This is a genomic window from Kordia zhangzhouensis (genome assembly GCF_001005305.1).
GTDB lineage: Bacteria > Bacteroidota > Bacteroidia > Flavobacteriales > Flavobacteriaceae > Kordia > Kordia zhangzhouensis.
Genome location: NZ_LBMH01000012.1, coordinates 1 through 15,190, shown reverse-complemented (window position 1 = coordinate 15,190; position 15,190 = coordinate 1). Strand labels below are relative to the sequence as shown.

Here is a 15,190-nt window from a genome sequence, read left to right as displayed (position 1 = left end):
ATATATTACAAAAAGCTTCCGTCACACAAATATCCTGTAGAGCCTTGCGAGCCGAATGCTTGACACCAACCTGCCGTATTACAACAATTCCCAGAACCACAATCTGCGTGCGAATTGCATTGTTTTTTTCCTCCTGTCACTACGTATTGTTCTTTCTTGTCCAACACATAAACTCCTTCTAATTTTAAAATATTCTGTAGCATGATTATTAGGTATTTTATTGATTTATAATAGTCTAAGCTAACTAAATATTTTAGTATGTAAGTACGGGAACACCCTACTTTTATCGAGAAATTATTGTATTGGAAAGTCAAAATAGTGATTATAAAAAGGTTCTCCCCGCAATGTAAAATGCCACCACTCTTTCGGATAGTTTCGAAACCCATTATTTAACATAACACGTTGCAACATTTGTCTGTTCTCCAATTGCTTTTTAGTCAGTTTGGAATATGCAACCCAAGATATCTCACCAAAAAAATCATAAGAGCTTCCCATGTCTAATTCTTTCTGAGTTTTTAAATCAATAATGGTTACATCAACAGTACTTCCACTACTGTGGCGTGATTGTGTTGCAATATATTGTAGTACAAAAAGATCTTTTTTAGCAACGTTTGGGTAATAATCCTGTTTCATTAATGTATCGTTTACATCTTTTGCCCAACGCCGAAAATGATCTACTGCACGTTGTGGTCGGTAAGCATCATAAATTTTTAATCCTAAGTTTTGTTTGTTCAGTTCTTTTTGCACTTTTTGTAATGCTAACGTAGCTGCTTTTGATAAAATACATGTATGTGCCTCATAGCCATCAATATGTGTTCCTACAAAATTATCAGAACAGAAATAACGAAGTTCAACGTGAATATTAGGTATATAATCTTTTACATATACAAACCCACTAGGAAGTTGAGTGTCACTCCTAAAAAAAAGTAGTGATAATAATAAAGGAATTGTATAGTATATTTTTGGCATAACTGCTAGTCTTGTCATCTTCTTTCACAAAATAATGATTAATTTTATAATCACTATTGAGAAACATGAAACAAGCTTCTTTATTTTCAGGAGAAAATCCACACCAATTACATCTAAAAGATGCTGATATTACCTATTATCCAAACTATATTCCTTTTATAGAAGCCTCACAAATTTTCGAAATACTCAAAAATGAAACCCCTTGGCAGCAAGATGATATTAAGGTTTTTGGAAAAATCTATGCCCAACCACGATTAACAGCATTATACGGAACCAATCAAAAAACGTATAGTTATTCTAGCATACAGATGAGTCCACATCCGTTGACATTAACTTTAAAAAAACTAAAACAACGAGTTGATGAAACGTGTAAAAAAAACTTCACAACACTTTTGCTCAATTATTATAGAGACGGTAAAGATAGTAATGGTTGGCATGCAGACAATGAAAAGGAACTTGGCTCCAATCCTGTGATTGCTTCGTTAAGTTTTGGTCAAAATCGTTTTTTTTATCTTAAACATCGAAATGACAACACACTGAAACATAAAATTCTTCTTGAGCATGGAAGTTTACTCCTCATGAAAGGTTCTACGCAACATCACTGGTTGCATCAAATTCCGAAAACTACTCGACAAATCAAGGGGAGAATCAATATAACATTTCGCATTATTACTTAAATAAAAAAACACTCCGTAAAAACGGAGTGTTTATAACTAACCAACCAAAAAAATGTAATATACTCTGTGTAGAAAGTAACCAGCTTTGCTACACGTCATCGCTATACTACATATAGTATAAAACAAACCACGTGCCAAACTTTAATTTTTCAAAAAAATAATTTATAAAAAGTGTACTAAACATGTTTTTTTAATCTACGCATCAAAAAAACATATAATTTCTTGCGAAGAAATTATTTAATTTTATATATTTATGATATCATTTTAATATCAATCTAAAACTAAACATTATGAAAGAAGAAAAAATTATTATTCCTGCAAATGGATATTTGATGCTTTTGGTGTTTTTGCTCTTACTATTCGGAAACATTTTTGCTATGTTATATTATGAAAATCCTGCATTTATTCCAGGAATTATAATTGCACTATTGATTGCTTTTGGTTTTCTAATGGTAAACCCAAACAACTCTCGCGTACTTCTTTTATTTGGAAAATATGTAGGAACCGTAAAACAAAATGGTTTTTATTGGGTAAACCCATTTTATACAAAAAAGAAAATATCGCTTCGGGCAAGTAACTTTGATAGTGAACGCTTAAAAGTGAACGATAAGCTTGGAAACCCTATTATGATTAGTACCATATTAGTTTGGAAAGTAAATAATACCTACAAAGCTGCCTTTGACGTAGATAACTATGAACATTTTGTTCGTGTACAAACAGATGCCGCAGTTCGAAAATTAGCAAGTATGTATCCATATGATAATTTTGCTGATGAAGGACACGATGAAGACATCACATTACGATCAAGTGTCAATGAAGTTAGTGAAGCTCTAGAAAAAGAACTAGAAGAGCGTTTAGCAATTGCTGGGATTGAAGTATTGGAAGCGCGAATTGGTTATTTGGCGTATGCGCAAGAAATTGCCAGTGCTATGCTCAAAAGACAACAGGCAACAGCAATTGTTGCTGCAAGACATAAAATTGTAGAAGGCGCTGTAAGTATGGTAGAAATGGCTCTTGATGAGTTAAACAAGAAAGAACTATTAGTTTTAGATGAAGAAAGGAAAGCTGCCATGGTGAGTAATTTATTAGTTATTTTGTGTGGAGATAAAGATGCTTCTCCTGTTGTAAACACAGGAACGTTACATCAATAAATATGAATAAGAAACAAATAGCAGCTATAGCATTAGGAGTGTCAATTGGTACAAGTATAGGAACAACTTATGGAGCTGTATTTGGAAACATTGTCGCAGGAACCATGATGGGCTCTTTAATAGGAACATTGATTGGAGCCGTTATTGCATTAGCGATTTTACGAGAAGATGGTTCCTAAATAATTAATATCTTATGAAAGAATATAAAGTAGTTAAACCTAGTTTAGGTTGGAAAAATAGAAGTGAAAAACTAGAAGAAATCCTAAATAACCACGCTAAGCAAGGTTGGATATTGTGTAATATCAACAAAAATGAAGGATATGTTCAAATTATTTTTGAACGCAGTAAAAATAGATAATCTATGCATTCAAATAGACCCAGAATCAAAGTTCCTTTAACAACAGTTGATGTTGTTATAGAGTTTATTACATTAGCAGTCTTGGTATGTTTATGGGCTTATGTCATCATGAAATATCAATCGCTTCCAGAAATTGTACCAACGCATTTTAATGCACAAGGTGAAGTAGATGGAACTGGCGGAAAAAGCTCTATATGGTTTCTGATGGGAATTACTACTGTAATCACAATTGGAATGTATATATTGACTAAATTTCCACACATTCATAATTATATGACCGAAATTACCGAAGAAAATGCTCCCCATAATTATAAAATGAGTGCGCGATTATTACGAATCGTGAACTTGATAACGCTTTTTATCATGGGATATGTAGCGTTATCAGTCATTCAAGCTGCATCTGGAGAAAATTCTTTAATGGGAAATTCATTCATGTACATTCTGATTGCTTTTTCAGTAATCATGCCTATTGTTTTATTAATTTATATTCAAAAAAATCAAAAAGCGGCAAAGTCCAAAAACTAATTATGGCAAAAAAGAAAGCCTTTGCATTACGAATCAATGAAGATATGTTGAAAGCTATTGAAAAATGGGCTACTGACGAATTTCGCAGTACCAATGGACAAATAGAATGGATGCTGATGCAAAGTTTAAAAAATGCTAAACGAGTTCCTAACAAAAAAACAGACTCTTCTGAAGAATCATCTGAGCTTTAAATTTATTTCTTTTTATAAAATGCAATTGAAATTTTACCGAAGCTAACATTTTTGGTATTTTGCGACTTAAACTATCCGATTATGTTCAAAAAATTGTTTGCTTTATTCTTATTGTTGAGCTGTTTCTCTATGTTTTCTCAGCAATTAACCATTAAAAATGTAGAAAGTAAAGAACAAAAATTCAATGCAAAAGTTACAATCGATTCAATTTCCTTTTCTGGATTTGACATAGAGATTAAAACAAACACTAAGTTCGCAACTCTCGAAAATCTAAGCAATATTAACACTCAATTTATTGCTACTGGCAATTTCAGCTTTACAATTGACAACTCAGTTGCTACCATCTCCTATCGAGGAAAAGAAACCATTAACACCTCCAAACCTATTTCGCTTTTTGAACTTTCCACAGTACCTAAATATGGTTTTTCGGAAATAATTTATGAACTTAAAAATGTAACTTTTTACAATCAAAGTGCTGTAATTTCTATACCTAAGGAAAAGCAAAAAGTAAAAAAAACAATTATTCATCCAAAACCGCTATTTAGTAGTGATAAAATTGTTTTTGGAATCCTAATGATTTTGTTAGGTTTTGTGTTTTATACAGAAGCGAGTAAAAATTCTGGTTGGAAAAAGTTTTATAAATATGTTCCAGCACTTCTTATTTGCTATTTATTGCCTGCTATTTTAAGCTCTCTTGGAATTATTTCAGATAAATATTCTGAAGCTTACTTAATTGCTAGTCGTTTCCTATTGCCTGCCGCACTTATTTTGATGACGTTAAGCATTGATTTAAAAGGTGTATTCAATTTAGGACCAAAAGCTTTGATTATGTTTTTTACCGGAACTGTGGGAATTATAATTGGCGGGCCTTTGGCAATTTTATTAATCTCTATTTTTTCACCCGAAACTGTTGGCGGCGCAGGTCCTGAAGCTGTTTGGCGTGGACTTTCCACCTTAGCCGGTAGTTGGATTGGCGGTGGCGCAAATCAAGCTGCCATGTATGAAATTTATGGATATAGCCAAGACAAGTATGGGGCAATGGTATTGGTTGATATTGTTGTTGCGAATTTATGGATGGCTATACTTTTATTAGGAATCGGAAAATCGAAAAAAATTGACGCTCATTTTAAAGCTGACAATTCTGCTATTGAAGAATTGAAACAACGCGTTTCCTCTTTTACAGAAAAAATAAAACGAAATCCAACGTTAACAGAATTAATGGTTATGCTAGCTCTAGCATTTGGAGGCGTTTCTCTAGCTCATTTTGGAGCCAATACTATTACTGAGTATTTAACAAGCAATTTTGATGCTGTTAAAGATAAAGATGGAGCGCTGTCATTTTTAGGTTCTTCTTTCTTTTGGATGATTACAATTGCTACTGCTTTTGGAATTCTTTTATCATACACCAAAGCAAAAAACTATGAAGGGGCTGGAGCAAGTAAGATTGGAAGTATCTTCATTTATATTTTAGTTGCTTCAATTGGGATGAAAATGGACTTAGGAAAAGTACTGGAAAATCCTGGTCTTATTGCTGTTGGATTGGTTTGGATGGCAATTCACGCAGGGTTGCTCATTTTGGTTGCCAAATTAATTCGTGCTCCCTATTTCTTCTTAGCCGTAGGAAGTCAAGCAAATGTAGGCGGTGCTGCTTCTGCTCCAATTGTAGCTTCAGCATTTCATCCTTCATTGACATCTGTAGGTGTATTATTGGCTGTTTTTGGTTATGTAGTTGGAACGTATGGAGCTATTTTATGTACAATTTTGATGGAAATGGCTTCTAAAGTTTAACAAAATTATAGATATTTGCGCTCTTTAAAATTTAGAATAATGTTCAGAAAATGTATTGCATTCCTTGCGATTTTAGCTTGCATCGCTTGTGGAAAAGAAAAAGAAGGTAACTTAAAAATTACCGGAAATATTGATGGTTTGAAAGAAGGAACACTGTTTCTGCAGAAAATACAAGATACCAGTTTGGTAACATTAGATTCTGTGGTAATTAAAGGCGATGCCAACTTTGCATTCAGTACTAGTATTGAAGAACCTCAAGTGCTATATTTATACTTAGACAAAAAAGATTATAACGATTTAAACGACCGTATTGATTTTTTTGCTGAACCTGGTGAAATGACCATACATACTACTCTTCGTAGATTTGTAAACGATGTAAAGATTACCGGTTCTGAAAGCAATAATGATCTTGATGCATTTAAGGATTTTATGACCAAATTTAACACAAAAGAATTAATGTTGATTCGCGAAGGTTTGGACGCTCAAAAAGAAGAAGACACTAAAAAACTAACAGAAATCAATACGCAAATTAACAATTATGCGAAAACTCGTATGCGCTATATTTTAAATTATGCGTTTACCAATAAAGAGAATATTATTGTCCCTTATGTAGTTGCCAAAGAAGCAAACGATGCAAATGTTAAGTTTTTAGACACTATTTACAAGCAATTACCTCCAAAAGTAGCAGATTCAAAATATGGAAAGGAATTAAAAGAATTAATCGAAAAACGCAAAGTAGAAGAACAACAATAATCCCTTCTTTTTTCAAAAAAGTAAAAAGACAACTATGATTCTAGTTGTCTTTTTTATTATTTACTCTTTCCCTTCTTTAAAACTCACTTTTGCACTGGTTTTCAAATCAGCATCAACATATAAAATACTTCCTCTACGCAAAGAGATTTCTGCTGTTTTCCCTGCTTCAATTGCACGTGTCAAAAACAACTTTCCTTGATATTCTACACGAACACTAAGCTCGTTTTTGCCAATATTTTCCACAATGGCTATGCTATTTTTGTCCTTAAATGGGTTTATTGCTGCATCTTGCCCAGCTCCTTTTCCTGTTATGCACATGCTTTGCGAGCCTGTCAATTCAAAAACAGTGGACTCTTGCTGTGCATACGATTGTACAGCAAAAAGAAGTATTAAGAAACATATTATTTTTTTCATTGGAAGGAAACATTTAAAAATTACTACGCACTCTAAGATACAATTTATTTCAATGTTTTCTTGAAAGTAGTATATCCTTGTTTAGTACCAACGTTTCTTTTTCTTTTTAGAAGCAACTGATTTACGCCCTTTTTTGTGTTTGCTACCTTTCTTTTTATGAACTACTGGTTTCGCCTTCGGATCTAATGGATACGGATGCTCTTCAATAATTTGAATTTCTTTACGAATGAGTTCTTGAATATCTTTTATGTATTTTTTTTCATCTGCCGAACAAAAAGATATAGCCAATCCTGTTGCGCCAGCTCTTGCTGTTCTACCAATTCTATGAACGTACGTTTCTGACACATTCGGAATATCAAAGTTCAGGATTATGTCTACTTCTTTGATATCAATTCCCCTTGCTGCGACATCAGTTGCAATCAAAATATTTGAAGTTCCTTTTATAAATTCATTCAAGGCTTCCTGACGCATGCTTTGCGATTTATCGCCGTGCAATCCAACCGCTTTATAATTATTATTCAACAGTGTTTTTTCCAATTTATCCACACCAAACTTGGTTCTTCTAAAAATGATACACGTTCCTTTCAGTTCGTTGCGAAGCAAATGCAAACAGAGTTCTATTTTGTTGCGCTTAGGCACGTAATAGAGTCGTTGTTGAATTCCTTTTGCTGTTGAAGAAGTTGGAGCTACTTCAATATATTCAGGCATTTTTAAAATGGAACTAGCGAGTTCTTCCACTTTATGTGGCATCGTTGCCGAAAATAGTAAGATTTGCTTTTTCGTAGGACATAAGCGTTCAATTTTACGAACATCGTTGATAAAACCCATATCCAACATCAAATCAGCTTCGTCCAACACTAACGTTTCTACATAATCTAAGTTCACACAATCTTGTTTATGTAAATCCAATAATCGTCCAGGTGTTGCTACTAATACATCAATTCCTTTTTTGAGTTTCTCTTTTTGTGGTTCAAATGAAGTTCCTCCAAAAATTACTGTTGTTCGTAAATTTGTATAGGTGCTATATGCTTTAAAATTTTCTTCAATTTGAACGGCTAATTCTCGTGTAGGACAAACAACTAATGCTCTAATTTTTTTTCCTTTTTTGGGAGCATCTTGCTTATCAAATAATAATTGTAGTATTGGCAAAGCATATGCTGCAGTTTTCCCTGTTCCTGTAGGTGCAGAAACAATTGTATCTTTTTTAGAAAGAATAATAGGAATGGCTCGTTCTTGAACTAAAGTTGGTTGCTCATAATTTTTTTCAAATACTGCACGGAGAATTGGCTTGTTGAGTTTTAGTTCTTTAAAAGTCACTTAGAATAATTTTGAATTTCTGTATTAAATATACGCTGATTTTTATGCATAAAAAAAACAGCAATCACTTTCGTAATTGCTGTCTTTATATACTTTGAGCCGATGGAGGGACTCGAACCCACGACCTGCTGATTACAAATCAGCTGCTCTAGCCAGCTGAGCTACATCGGCAAAGCGGTTGCAAATATAAAAAGCTTTTTATTCTTTGCAAACGTTTTTTTATTTTTTTTACAAACTATTGATTTTTGTTACTAGAGTAGTTGCTCTTGTTTCCAATTCTTGACGGATTCCTTTAAAGTGTGCCTTAGGATTTTCTACTCCTCTTTTGTTAGTCTCTGCAATCAATTCATCAAAACTCTGAATAGATTCATCAATAATCTCTTCACTTTTTGCAGAATCTTCTTGAGGATTGGCAACTTGCCATAGTAATGCAGCATCAATGATGTCTCCAAAAACATAGTTCAAGTCTTTCTTTAAATCTCTTTTATTTGCCATGATATATTATAATTTTTTGCAAATTTACACTAAAATGGTCTATTATTTGTTATAAATAACACAAATGTTAGTGCATCTAAATTTATTTTTCTAGTTTTATCTCATGAATGCTATTGTACAGTTATATCGACAGTTAACTCAATCTACCACGAACGCCAAACGTGTTATGATTTGTATTCCTGTGCGTATTCAGAAATCGCCGTACCATCAGCATCAACATAAGTATTAGTTAACAATTCAATATCTATATTATAAACTTATAAGGTGCTTTTTACAAAGCACCTTTTTTATTTTTAACTGTTTAATTTTTTAAAATCTATTCGTATGAAACGTACATTCACCTTGATCCAAAAAATGTCTCAACTGATTTTTTCCATGAATCCTTATTATAGAATTCAAACACCTTTTTATGAACCTATACCACTTTTGATACATCATTAATTTTTTACATTATGAACACATTCACACAAAATACAATTCAGACCAATATTCAATTTTTAGTTACTAAAAAAGTAACGAACGGTAACGGATTTTTACATCCACATATTCTTTTTGATAAAATTCAAGTAGCAGCCACCTATCCAATTAGAGAGTTTTATTCTCATGAAGTTCCCACTATTGTAGAATACGATATAAAGATGAATAAAAGTGCGCGTTTAAATGATTCTTTGAATATTCAAGCACAATTGATTCAGCAAAACGCTCAACGACTTGTCGTACATATTTTAGTCACCAAATCGAAGAAAAAATCAAAAACAGAAGAAGCTATTTGTCAAGCTACTTTTGGCTTTCCTTTGTTAGAAAAACCCATTCGAAAGGTTTCGTGAGTAATGAAATTCCCAAGTTGAACGCTTGGGATTTTTTATTTTTTAGGTATAAATCTGCAAAGTTATTTGATATACACTTCCAATAATTCTGAAGCTTCTTTTGCCATTACTTTGATGTTTTTTATACAAGCTGGTAGCAACAGTGTTTCTCCTTGTTTTAACTGTTCTTCATAAGTTTCTGTGCTAAGAGTTACATTGCCTTTTACACAGAGATATATCACAAATGAATCTTTGTCATGATGATTTAATGACAGTTCTCCTATAAAAGGAAGTAAATTAGTCGTAAAGTAAGGGCAATCAACTAGATTTGTTATTTGATTAGGAAGTTCTTGGTAGTTTGTTTTATAGTTTTTGTAATAAGAATAATCTATTGCATCTAATGCCAAAGCTGTATGTAATTCGCGAGAGTTTCCATTGGCATCAACCCGATTCCAATCATAAATCCGATATGTAATATCTGAAGTTTGCTGGATTTCTGCAAGAAGAATTCCGCCTCCGATGGCATGAATCCTTCCGGTAGGCAAAAAGAACACATCTCCTTTTTTTACAGGTTCAAAGTTGAGTATTTGCGTAAGCGTATTATTTTCTAGATGCTCCTGGTATTGTTCTTTGGTAACCTCTTGATTGAAACCAACCATTAATTTGGCTCCTTCATCAGCTTGCATTACATACCACATTTCTGTTTTTCCAAACGAATTGTGGCGTTCTTTTGCAAGGGCATCGTTGGGATGTACTTGAATTGATAAATCTTTTTGAGCATCGATATATTTGATTAATAAAGGAAATTTTGTTCCAAAGGTTTCATATACTTTGCTTCCTAAAAGCTCTTCTTGAAAAGTTTCGCTGAGTTCTTGTAATGTTTTTCCTTTGAGTGCCCCTTTTGCAACAACTGACGATTCTCCTTTTACATCAGATAGTTCCCAACTTTCACCTATGGTTTCACCAGTAGCTTCTTTGTTGAGTACTTCTTTGAGTTTGGTTCCGCCCCAAATACGTTCTTTGAGTATGGCATTAAATTTAAAAGGATACAAGTTCATCGTTCTTAGTTATTCTCCTGCATATTTTACAAAATTTCGCGGTGTTTCATATAAAACTACTTCGAGGTCTAATGTAGTTTTTATATGCTTTCTAAGCTTTTTCCAAATGACTACCACAATATTTTCGGCTGTTGGATTCAGGTTTTTAAATTCTGGAACTTCTAGGTTTAGATTTTTATGATCGAAAGCGTCTTCTACTTCCGAGCAAATGAGATCTTTTAATACTTTTACGTCCATTACAAATCCTGTTTCAGGGTCAATTTCGCCTTTTACACTTACTATCAATTCATAATTGTGTCCGTGATAGTTTGGATTGCTACATTTTCCAAAAACGGCTTCGTTTTTTGTATCGTCCCAGTCTGGTCGATACAACCGATGTGCGGCATTGAAATGTGCTTTTCTGCTGACAGTAACTTTCATATATCGACTTTTATGTGTTCGTAAAATTTATCAAAAATAATTTTGAACCAAGCTGTATATTTTTCGGGGTGACTAGCAATGTCATCTTTAACAGCTTTAACATCCATCCACTTCCAGTCGGCAACTTCATCGGGATTAATTATAGGAGCGTCGTTATAGTTTCCTATCATTACATGATCGTATTCATGCTCTGTCAATCCGTTGTCAAAAGGTGCTTTGTATATAAACGAAACTGCTTCTGCAAGTTCGGTAACAAAACCCATTTCTTCTTGTAATCTTCGTTTACCTGCAGCAATGTTACTTTCACCTTCACGTTGGTGACTGCAACAGGTATTGGTCCATAAACCAGGGGAATGATATTTGTGGAGGGCGCGTTGTTGTAGCATCAACTCTCCTTTGTTATTAAGGATAAATACGGAAAATGCTCTATGTAGCAATGCTTTTTCATGCGCTTCGATTTTTTCCATCACGCCAATTTGCTCATCATTTTCGTTTACTAGAATTACGTTTTCTTGTGCCATATTTTTTGATAGAACACAAATTTACAAAATCAACAGGTGTTGCCTTTACTGTATTTTCCTATTTTTTAGTTAAAATTAACATATTGTGTTTTTGAAAAAGTAGTTACCCCATTTTTATGCCGTATGTATTCTACAAAAAAAAGCATTCTAAATGTTAGAATGCTTTTTTTGTATATGTTCGTTTTTTTATTTTTCCACGACTATAAATTCGCTACGTCTATTAAGTTGATGTTCTTCTTCCGAACATTTTACACCATTACTACATTTGTTTACCAATCTTTCTTCTCCGTAACCGTCGCCTGTTATTCTACTTGCATCGATTCCTTTAGAGATGATATAGTCTCGTGTAGATTTGTTTCTGCGTTGTGATAGTTTTTTGTTGTATGAATCACTTCCACGACTGTCTGTATGCGAGCGAACATCAATTTTAAGTGTTGGATATTTTCTCATTACTGCAACTACTTTTTCTAGTTCTGTAGCTGCATCTGGGCGAATATTTGCCTTGTCAAAGTCAAAATAAATAATTGGTATGTTAAGAGTTACAGCAAGATCATCCCCTACTTTGAATGGAACTTTTTCTTTTTCCAACAATAGTGTTACTGAGCGTAAACCAGCTTCATCTGTTTTAGGTAATAAAACTTCTTCCGAGTTGTACTCTTTTTTGGAAGCTCTGATAAAATATACTTCTTCACAATCAATCATTGTTTTAAACCTAAACTTTCCTAAATCATCGCTATACGTATTTTCTAGCTCTTGATTATCATTATCAAATAGTTTTACATTTGCTCCTACCAACAATTCGTTAGATTTGTTATCTTTTACCACACCTACAATTTCCTGTTCGCATGTCCATTGAATGGATTTTATTTCTAAAAATGAATAAATATCGTCATCACCTTGTCCACCAGAACGGTTGGATGCAAAGTACCCTTTTTTGGTTGTAGTGTTTATGATGAATGAAAAATCATCGACAGGACTATTAACTGGTTCTCCAACATTATAAATAGTAGATTCTTCATCGTCAAGACGCATCACGAAAATATCTAATCCTCCTAAACCAACATGTCCATCAGAAGAAAAGTAGAGCTCGTTGTCTTGACTTACAAACGGAAAGTTTTCTCTAGCTTCTGTGTTGATTCCTTTTCCTAAATTTTTAGGCTCTCCAAATGTTCCGTCATTGTGAATATCTACTACGTATAAATCAGATTGTCCTACTGAGCCAGGCATATCGGATGCAAAATAAAGTTTTTTCTCGTCAGGACTTAATGCTGGATGCGCAACAGAATATAAATCACTGTTGAAAGGAAGTTCCTCAATATTTGTCCAACCATTTTCCCCACGTGTGGCTCTGAATATTTTTAGTTTGTTAATTCCTTTTTGGTCTTTTTTATACTTTCCTTTGTAATAATTATTACGCGTAAAGTACATTGTGTTTCCATCTTTTGTAAAAGCTGTAGTTGATTCGTGGTATTTGGTATTTAGTTTTCCTGAAAATTTATCTACATTGACTAAACTTCCATTTTCAGCTACTTCAGCTCCATAGAGGTCTAAAAATGGACGAGCATTCCATTTGTGTTTGTAACGTGTTGCGACTCCTGTATCTCTTGCTGAAGAGAACACTAAATTATTTTCAAGGTAAAATGATGGCGCAAAATCAGAATATGGAGAATTAACTCCTAAATTTTCTATACGAAAGCGACCTGATTGTGCTGCAATTTCTTCTAAATAATTACGTGTTTTTATAAATTTATTCCCTCTTATGTCACTTCCCGTAAGTTGATTAAACTGTTGCATTTTAGTATCGGCTTCCTCATAACGTTCAAGTGCTTTTAGTGATTGTGCATAACGAAAGTAATATTCTGGAGCAATTTCTTCTCCCATTTTGAATAGTTCTTCATACCATTTTGCAGCAGTCGCCAAATCTGCATTGAAATAGTATGCATTTCCTAGCTTTTCAAAAAGTTCTTTTGATTTGTACCCTTCTTCTGCAACTTCTTCATAAATTTCAATTGCATTGATGAACGCATAATCATCATACTTTTTATCTGCTTTAGTAAGTTTTCGTTCTTGCGCATTTCCCACAAAAACAAGTAAACTTAATACCGTATATATTATATATTTTATTTGTTTCATCATGCTAGTTTTAGAAGAATCTTGGTGAGATAATTTTGTCGCGATTGTTGAACAGTTCAAAACGTAAGAACACTTCATACGAACCATCATTGAATTGGGTATTTCCAAGTTCGGTTGTTTCTCGATCATATGCAAAACCAATCATAAAGCTATCAGACAGTTGTAGTCCTACCAGTCCACTAAAAGCAGCGCTCCATCTGTAGGCTGCTCCGAGGGTTAATTTTTCATTGATTAAAAAATTAGCAGATAAATCTGCTTGTAATGGTGCTCCAGAAACAGCTTTAAATAATACTGCTGGTTTAAATTTTACACTTTCACTCATATCAAAAACATATCCTCCGATTAAATAAAAGTTGATTCGTTCTTTAGCTGTTGATAGTGAAGATTCATCAAAATGTTTCGTTTCTAGTAAATTGGGAGCCGATAATCCTACATACCATTTTTCAGAGTTTCGATAGTAAATTCCAGCTCCTACATTAGGAGAAAATTTATTGTCAATATTACTTTGCAGCAATGCATCATTAGGGCTGTATTCATTTAAGCAATCAAAACATACGTCTAAGAGATGTCCTCCTGCTTTGATTCCAAATGATAGTTTCCCATTTTCAGATGTTCGAATTGTATATGAGAAATCAATATCAAAATAAGTTTCATTGGTTGGTCCCAATTCATCATTTATCACAGAAAACCCTAGTCCTACATTTCCTTTTTTTCCAATAGGGGTATGTAAATTGAGTGTTTGCGTACGCGGAGCACCTTCCAATCCAACCCATTGAGAACGATGCAACCCTGCCATGCTAAATACGCCTCTTGAACCAGCATATGCCGGATTGATACTTATGGTATTATACATGTATTGCGTATACTGAGCATCCTGTTGACCGTAACTCTGTAGCGAAAAAACAGTACTCAATAAAACTATGATGATGCTGATTTTGTTTCTCATTATAGTATGCTGTATTTTTTATTTATTAATTAGAGCGTACATACAGAAAAACTGTATGTACGCTTTTGTATTTATCGTTGAATGTATAAGTAACCTGCTTTATTCTTTGTTACTCCATTTATTACATAGTCAACAACGTAATAGTATGTTCCTACCGGTAACAGTTTGTTTTTCTGTATTGTCACTCGTCCATTAGATATTCCACGGAAGTAGTTTCCATTTTGACCATATCCTTGCGTTTCATATACTAAAACTCCCCATCTGTTGTAAATACGCACTTGGTTGTCTGGGAACATTTCAATGTTTCTAATCGTAAATACATCATTATCTCCATCTCCATTTGGTGTTACTGCATTGAATATTTCCAGATCGTTTTCAACAGTATTTGAATTGTTAACATCTAAGAAGTTTGGCAGTCCATCTCCATCTTCATCATCTGTTCCATCAGGTCCGTTTGGAATACCATCTCCATCACAATCACCATCTATCCAATCTTGACTAGGATCTAAAGTAATATCTTCTACATTTAAATCACAAGGATCTGTTGGATCTGTTGGATCTCCTCCGTTAGGTGGATTTAATTCATCTCCATTTGATACTCCATCTCCGTCGCAATCGCCATCAGGATTTCCTCCTGCATTTGGATTACATGGATCATTCGGATCACT

Annotated in this window: 20 protein-coding genes and 1 tRNA gene; 9 read left to right on the top strand and 12 right to left on the bottom strand. The window is 33.6% G+C overall.

The annotated features are described in order from the left end of the window. Positions 1-5: 5 nt before the first annotated feature. Together AA088_RS15055 and AA088_RS15050 are read right to left on the bottom strand one after the other, a co-directional pair. Positions 6-203 (bottom strand): hypothetical protein, encoded by a 198-nt coding sequence (locus AA088_RS15055; RefSeq protein WP_046745861.1) that lies wholly within the window; start codon positions 201-203, stop codon positions 6-8. 91 nt (positions 204-294) lie between these two features. Beyond that, positions 295-969: a M15 family metallopeptidase gene (locus AA088_RS15050; RefSeq protein WP_046745860.1), complete on the bottom strand. Its 675-nt coding sequence runs from the start codon at positions 967-969 to the stop codon at positions 295-297. Positions 970-1,034: 65 nt separating this feature from the next. Between AA088_RS15050 and AA088_RS15045 the strand changes: the two genes are divergently transcribed. The 8 genes from AA088_RS15045 (at position 1,035) to AA088_RS15020 (ending at position 6,412) form a co-directional block, all read left to right on the top strand. Continuing rightward, positions 1,035-1,646 (top strand): alpha-ketoglutarate-dependent dioxygenase AlkB family protein, encoded by a 612-nt coding sequence (locus AA088_RS15045; protein ID WP_046745859.1) that lies wholly within the window; start codon positions 1,035-1,037, stop codon positions 1,644-1,646. Positions 1,647-1,936: 290 nt separating this feature from the next. After that, complete coding sequence (locus tag AA088_RS15040) at positions 1,937-2,797, top strand: SPFH domain-containing protein (RefSeq protein ID WP_046745858.1); 861 nt, start codon at positions 1,937-1,939, stop codon at positions 2,795-2,797. Between the two features lie 2 nt (positions 2,798-2,799). Beyond that, complete coding sequence (locus tag AA088_RS18640; RefSeq protein ID WP_164484242.1) at positions 2,800-2,976, top strand: hypothetical protein; 177 nt, start codon at positions 2,800-2,802, stop codon at positions 2,974-2,976. A gap of 14 nt (positions 2,977-2,990) precedes the next feature. Beyond that, complete coding sequence (locus tag AA088_RS18065; RefSeq protein WP_082106788.1) at positions 2,991-3,155, top strand: DUF4177 domain-containing protein; 165 nt, start codon at positions 2,991-2,993, stop codon at positions 3,153-3,155. A 3-nt stretch (positions 3,156-3,158) separates the two neighbouring features. Beyond that, the gene (locus tag AA088_RS15035; RefSeq protein WP_046745857.1) at positions 3,159-3,680 is read left to right on the top strand and encodes a DUF1648 domain-containing protein; all 522 of its coding nucleotides are present in this window, start codon (positions 3,159-3,161) and stop codon (positions 3,678-3,680) included. Positions 3,681-3,682: 2 nt separating this feature from the next. After that, positions 3,683-3,871, top strand: a complete 189-nt coding sequence (locus tag AA088_RS15030) for an Arc family DNA-binding protein (RefSeq protein ID WP_046745856.1) — start codon at positions 3,683-3,685, stop codon at positions 3,869-3,871. 573 nt (positions 3,872-4,444) lie between these two features. Beyond that, positions 4,445-5,659, top strand: coding sequence for a DUF819 family protein (locus AA088_RS15025; protein ID WP_046745941.1), 1,215 nt, complete (start codon positions 4,445-4,447; stop codon positions 5,657-5,659). A 39-nt stretch (positions 5,660-5,698) separates the two neighbouring features. Continuing rightward, complete coding sequence (locus tag AA088_RS15020; protein ID WP_046745855.1) at positions 5,699-6,412, top strand: DUF4369 domain-containing protein; 714 nt, start codon at positions 5,699-5,701, stop codon at positions 6,410-6,412. Positions 6,413-6,472: 60 nt separating this feature from the next. Here the strand turns inward: AA088_RS15020 and AA088_RS15015 are convergent, their stop codons facing one another. The 4 genes from AA088_RS15015 to AA088_RS15000 form a co-directional block, all read right to left on the bottom strand. After that, the gene (locus AA088_RS15015; RefSeq protein ID WP_052752925.1) at positions 6,473-6,826 is read right to left on the bottom strand and encodes a hypothetical protein; all 354 of its coding nucleotides are present in this window, start codon (positions 6,824-6,826) and stop codon (positions 6,473-6,475) included. A gap of 81 nt (positions 6,827-6,907) precedes the next feature. Next, positions 6,908-8,143, bottom strand: a complete 1,236-nt coding sequence (locus AA088_RS15010; protein WP_046745854.1) for a DEAD/DEAH box helicase — start codon at positions 8,141-8,143, stop codon at positions 6,908-6,910. A 97-nt stretch (positions 8,144-8,240) separates the two neighbouring features. Next, positions 8,241-8,314 (bottom strand) — tRNA-Thr (locus tag AA088_RS15005). Positions 8,315-8,371: 57 nt separating this feature from the next. Beyond that, on the bottom strand, positions 8,372-8,638 hold the full coding sequence (locus AA088_RS15000) for a hypothetical protein (RefSeq protein ID WP_046745853.1): 267 nt from the start codon (positions 8,636-8,638) through the stop codon (positions 8,372-8,374). 452 nt (positions 8,639-9,090) lie between these two features. Between AA088_RS15000 and AA088_RS14995 the strand changes: the two genes are divergently transcribed. Continuing rightward, complete coding sequence (locus AA088_RS14995) at positions 9,091-9,465, top strand: hypothetical protein (protein ID WP_046745852.1); 375 nt, start codon at positions 9,091-9,093, stop codon at positions 9,463-9,465. 62 nt (positions 9,466-9,527) lie between these two features. Here AA088_RS14995 and AA088_RS14990 read toward each other — a convergent pair whose 3' ends face one another. From AA088_RS14990 to AA088_RS14965, 6 genes are all read right to left on the bottom strand, one after another. Beyond that, positions 9,528-10,496, bottom strand: a complete 969-nt coding sequence (locus AA088_RS14990) for a type I phosphomannose isomerase catalytic subunit (protein ID WP_046745939.1) — start codon at positions 10,494-10,496, stop codon at positions 9,528-9,530. Between the two features lie 15 nt (positions 10,497-10,511). Continuing rightward, entirely contained in the window at positions 10,512-10,922 is a 411-nt protein-coding gene (locus AA088_RS14985; protein ID WP_046745851.1) for a 6-pyruvoyl trahydropterin synthase family protein, read from the bottom strand. Beyond that, positions 10,919-11,443, bottom strand: a complete 525-nt coding sequence (idi, locus tag AA088_RS14980; protein WP_046745850.1) for an isopentenyl-diphosphate Delta-isomerase — start codon at positions 11,441-11,443, stop codon at positions 10,919-10,921. The genes AA088_RS14985 and idi overlap by 4 nt, the downstream gene beginning before the upstream one ends. Positions 11,444-11,629: 186 nt before the next feature. Further along, on the bottom strand, positions 11,630-13,579 hold the full coding sequence (locus AA088_RS14975) for an OmpA family protein (RefSeq protein ID WP_316931689.1): 1,950 nt from the start codon (positions 13,577-13,579) through the stop codon (positions 11,630-11,632). A 7-nt stretch (positions 13,580-13,586) separates the two neighbouring features. Beyond that, complete coding sequence (locus AA088_RS14970; protein WP_046745848.1) at positions 13,587-14,522, bottom strand: PorP/SprF family type IX secretion system membrane protein; 936 nt, start codon at positions 14,520-14,522, stop codon at positions 13,587-13,589. 71 nt (positions 14,523-14,593) lie between these two features. Then, positions 14,594-15,190: gliding motility-associated C-terminal domain-containing protein (locus AA088_RS14965; RefSeq protein ID WP_046745847.1), on the bottom strand; the 597-nt coding region annotated here is incomplete at its 5' end.

Excerpts from the sequence above, each read along its gene's own strand:
- AA088_RS15055 (WP_046745861.1), bottom strand. The coding sequence starts at position 203 with ATGCTACAGAATATTTTAAAATTAGAAGGAGTTTATGTGTTGGACAAG.
- AA088_RS15050 (WP_046745860.1), bottom strand. The coding sequence starts at position 969 with ATGCCAAAAATATACTATACAATTCCTTTATTATTATCACTACTTTTT.
- AA088_RS15045 (WP_046745859.1), top strand. The coding sequence starts at position 1,035 with ATGAAACAAGCTTCTTTATTTTCAGGAGAAAATCCACACCAATTACAT.
- AA088_RS15040 (WP_046745858.1), top strand. The coding sequence starts at position 1,937 with ATGAAAGAAGAAAAAATTATTATTCCTGCAAATGGATATTTGATGCTT.
- AA088_RS18640 (WP_164484242.1), top strand. The coding sequence starts at position 2,800 with ATGAATAAGAAACAAATAGCAGCTATAGCATTAGGAGTGTCAATTGGT.
- AA088_RS18065 (WP_082106788.1), top strand. The coding sequence starts at position 2,991 with ATGAAAGAATATAAAGTAGTTAAACCTAGTTTAGGTTGGAAAAATAGA.
- AA088_RS15035 (WP_046745857.1), top strand. The coding sequence starts at position 3,159 with ATGCATTCAAATAGACCCAGAATCAAAGTTCCTTTAACAACAGTTGAT.
- AA088_RS15030 (WP_046745856.1), top strand. The coding sequence starts at position 3,683 with ATGGCAAAAAAGAAAGCCTTTGCATTACGAATCAATGAAGATATGTTG.
- AA088_RS15025 (WP_046745941.1), top strand. The coding sequence starts at position 4,445 with ATGATTTTGTTAGGTTTTGTGTTTTATACAGAAGCGAGTAAAAATTCT.
- AA088_RS15020 (WP_046745855.1), top strand. The coding sequence starts at position 5,699 with ATGTTCAGAAAATGTATTGCATTCCTTGCGATTTTAGCTTGCATCGCT.
- AA088_RS15015 (WP_052752925.1), bottom strand. The coding sequence starts at position 6,826 with ATGAAAAAAATAATATGTTTCTTAATACTTCTTTTTGCTGTACAATCG.
- AA088_RS15000 (WP_046745853.1), bottom strand. The coding sequence starts at position 8,638 with ATGGCAAATAAAAGAGATTTAAAGAAAGACTTGAACTATGTTTTTGGA.
- AA088_RS14995 (WP_046745852.1), top strand. The coding sequence starts at position 9,091 with ATGAACACATTCACACAAAATACAATTCAGACCAATATTCAATTTTTA.
- AA088_RS14985 (WP_046745851.1), bottom strand. The coding sequence starts at position 10,922 with ATGAAAGTTACTGTCAGCAGAAAAGCACATTTCAATGCCGCACATCGG.
- idi (WP_046745850.1), bottom strand. The coding sequence starts at position 11,443 with ATGGCACAAGAAAACGTAATTCTAGTAAACGAAAATGATGAGCAAATT.
- AA088_RS14975 (WP_316931689.1), bottom strand. The coding sequence starts at position 13,579 with ATGATGAAACAAATAAAATATATAATATATACGGTATTAAGTTTACTT.
- AA088_RS14970 (WP_046745848.1), bottom strand. The coding sequence starts at position 14,522 with ATGAGAAACAAAATCAGCATCATCATAGTTTTATTGAGTACTGTTTTT.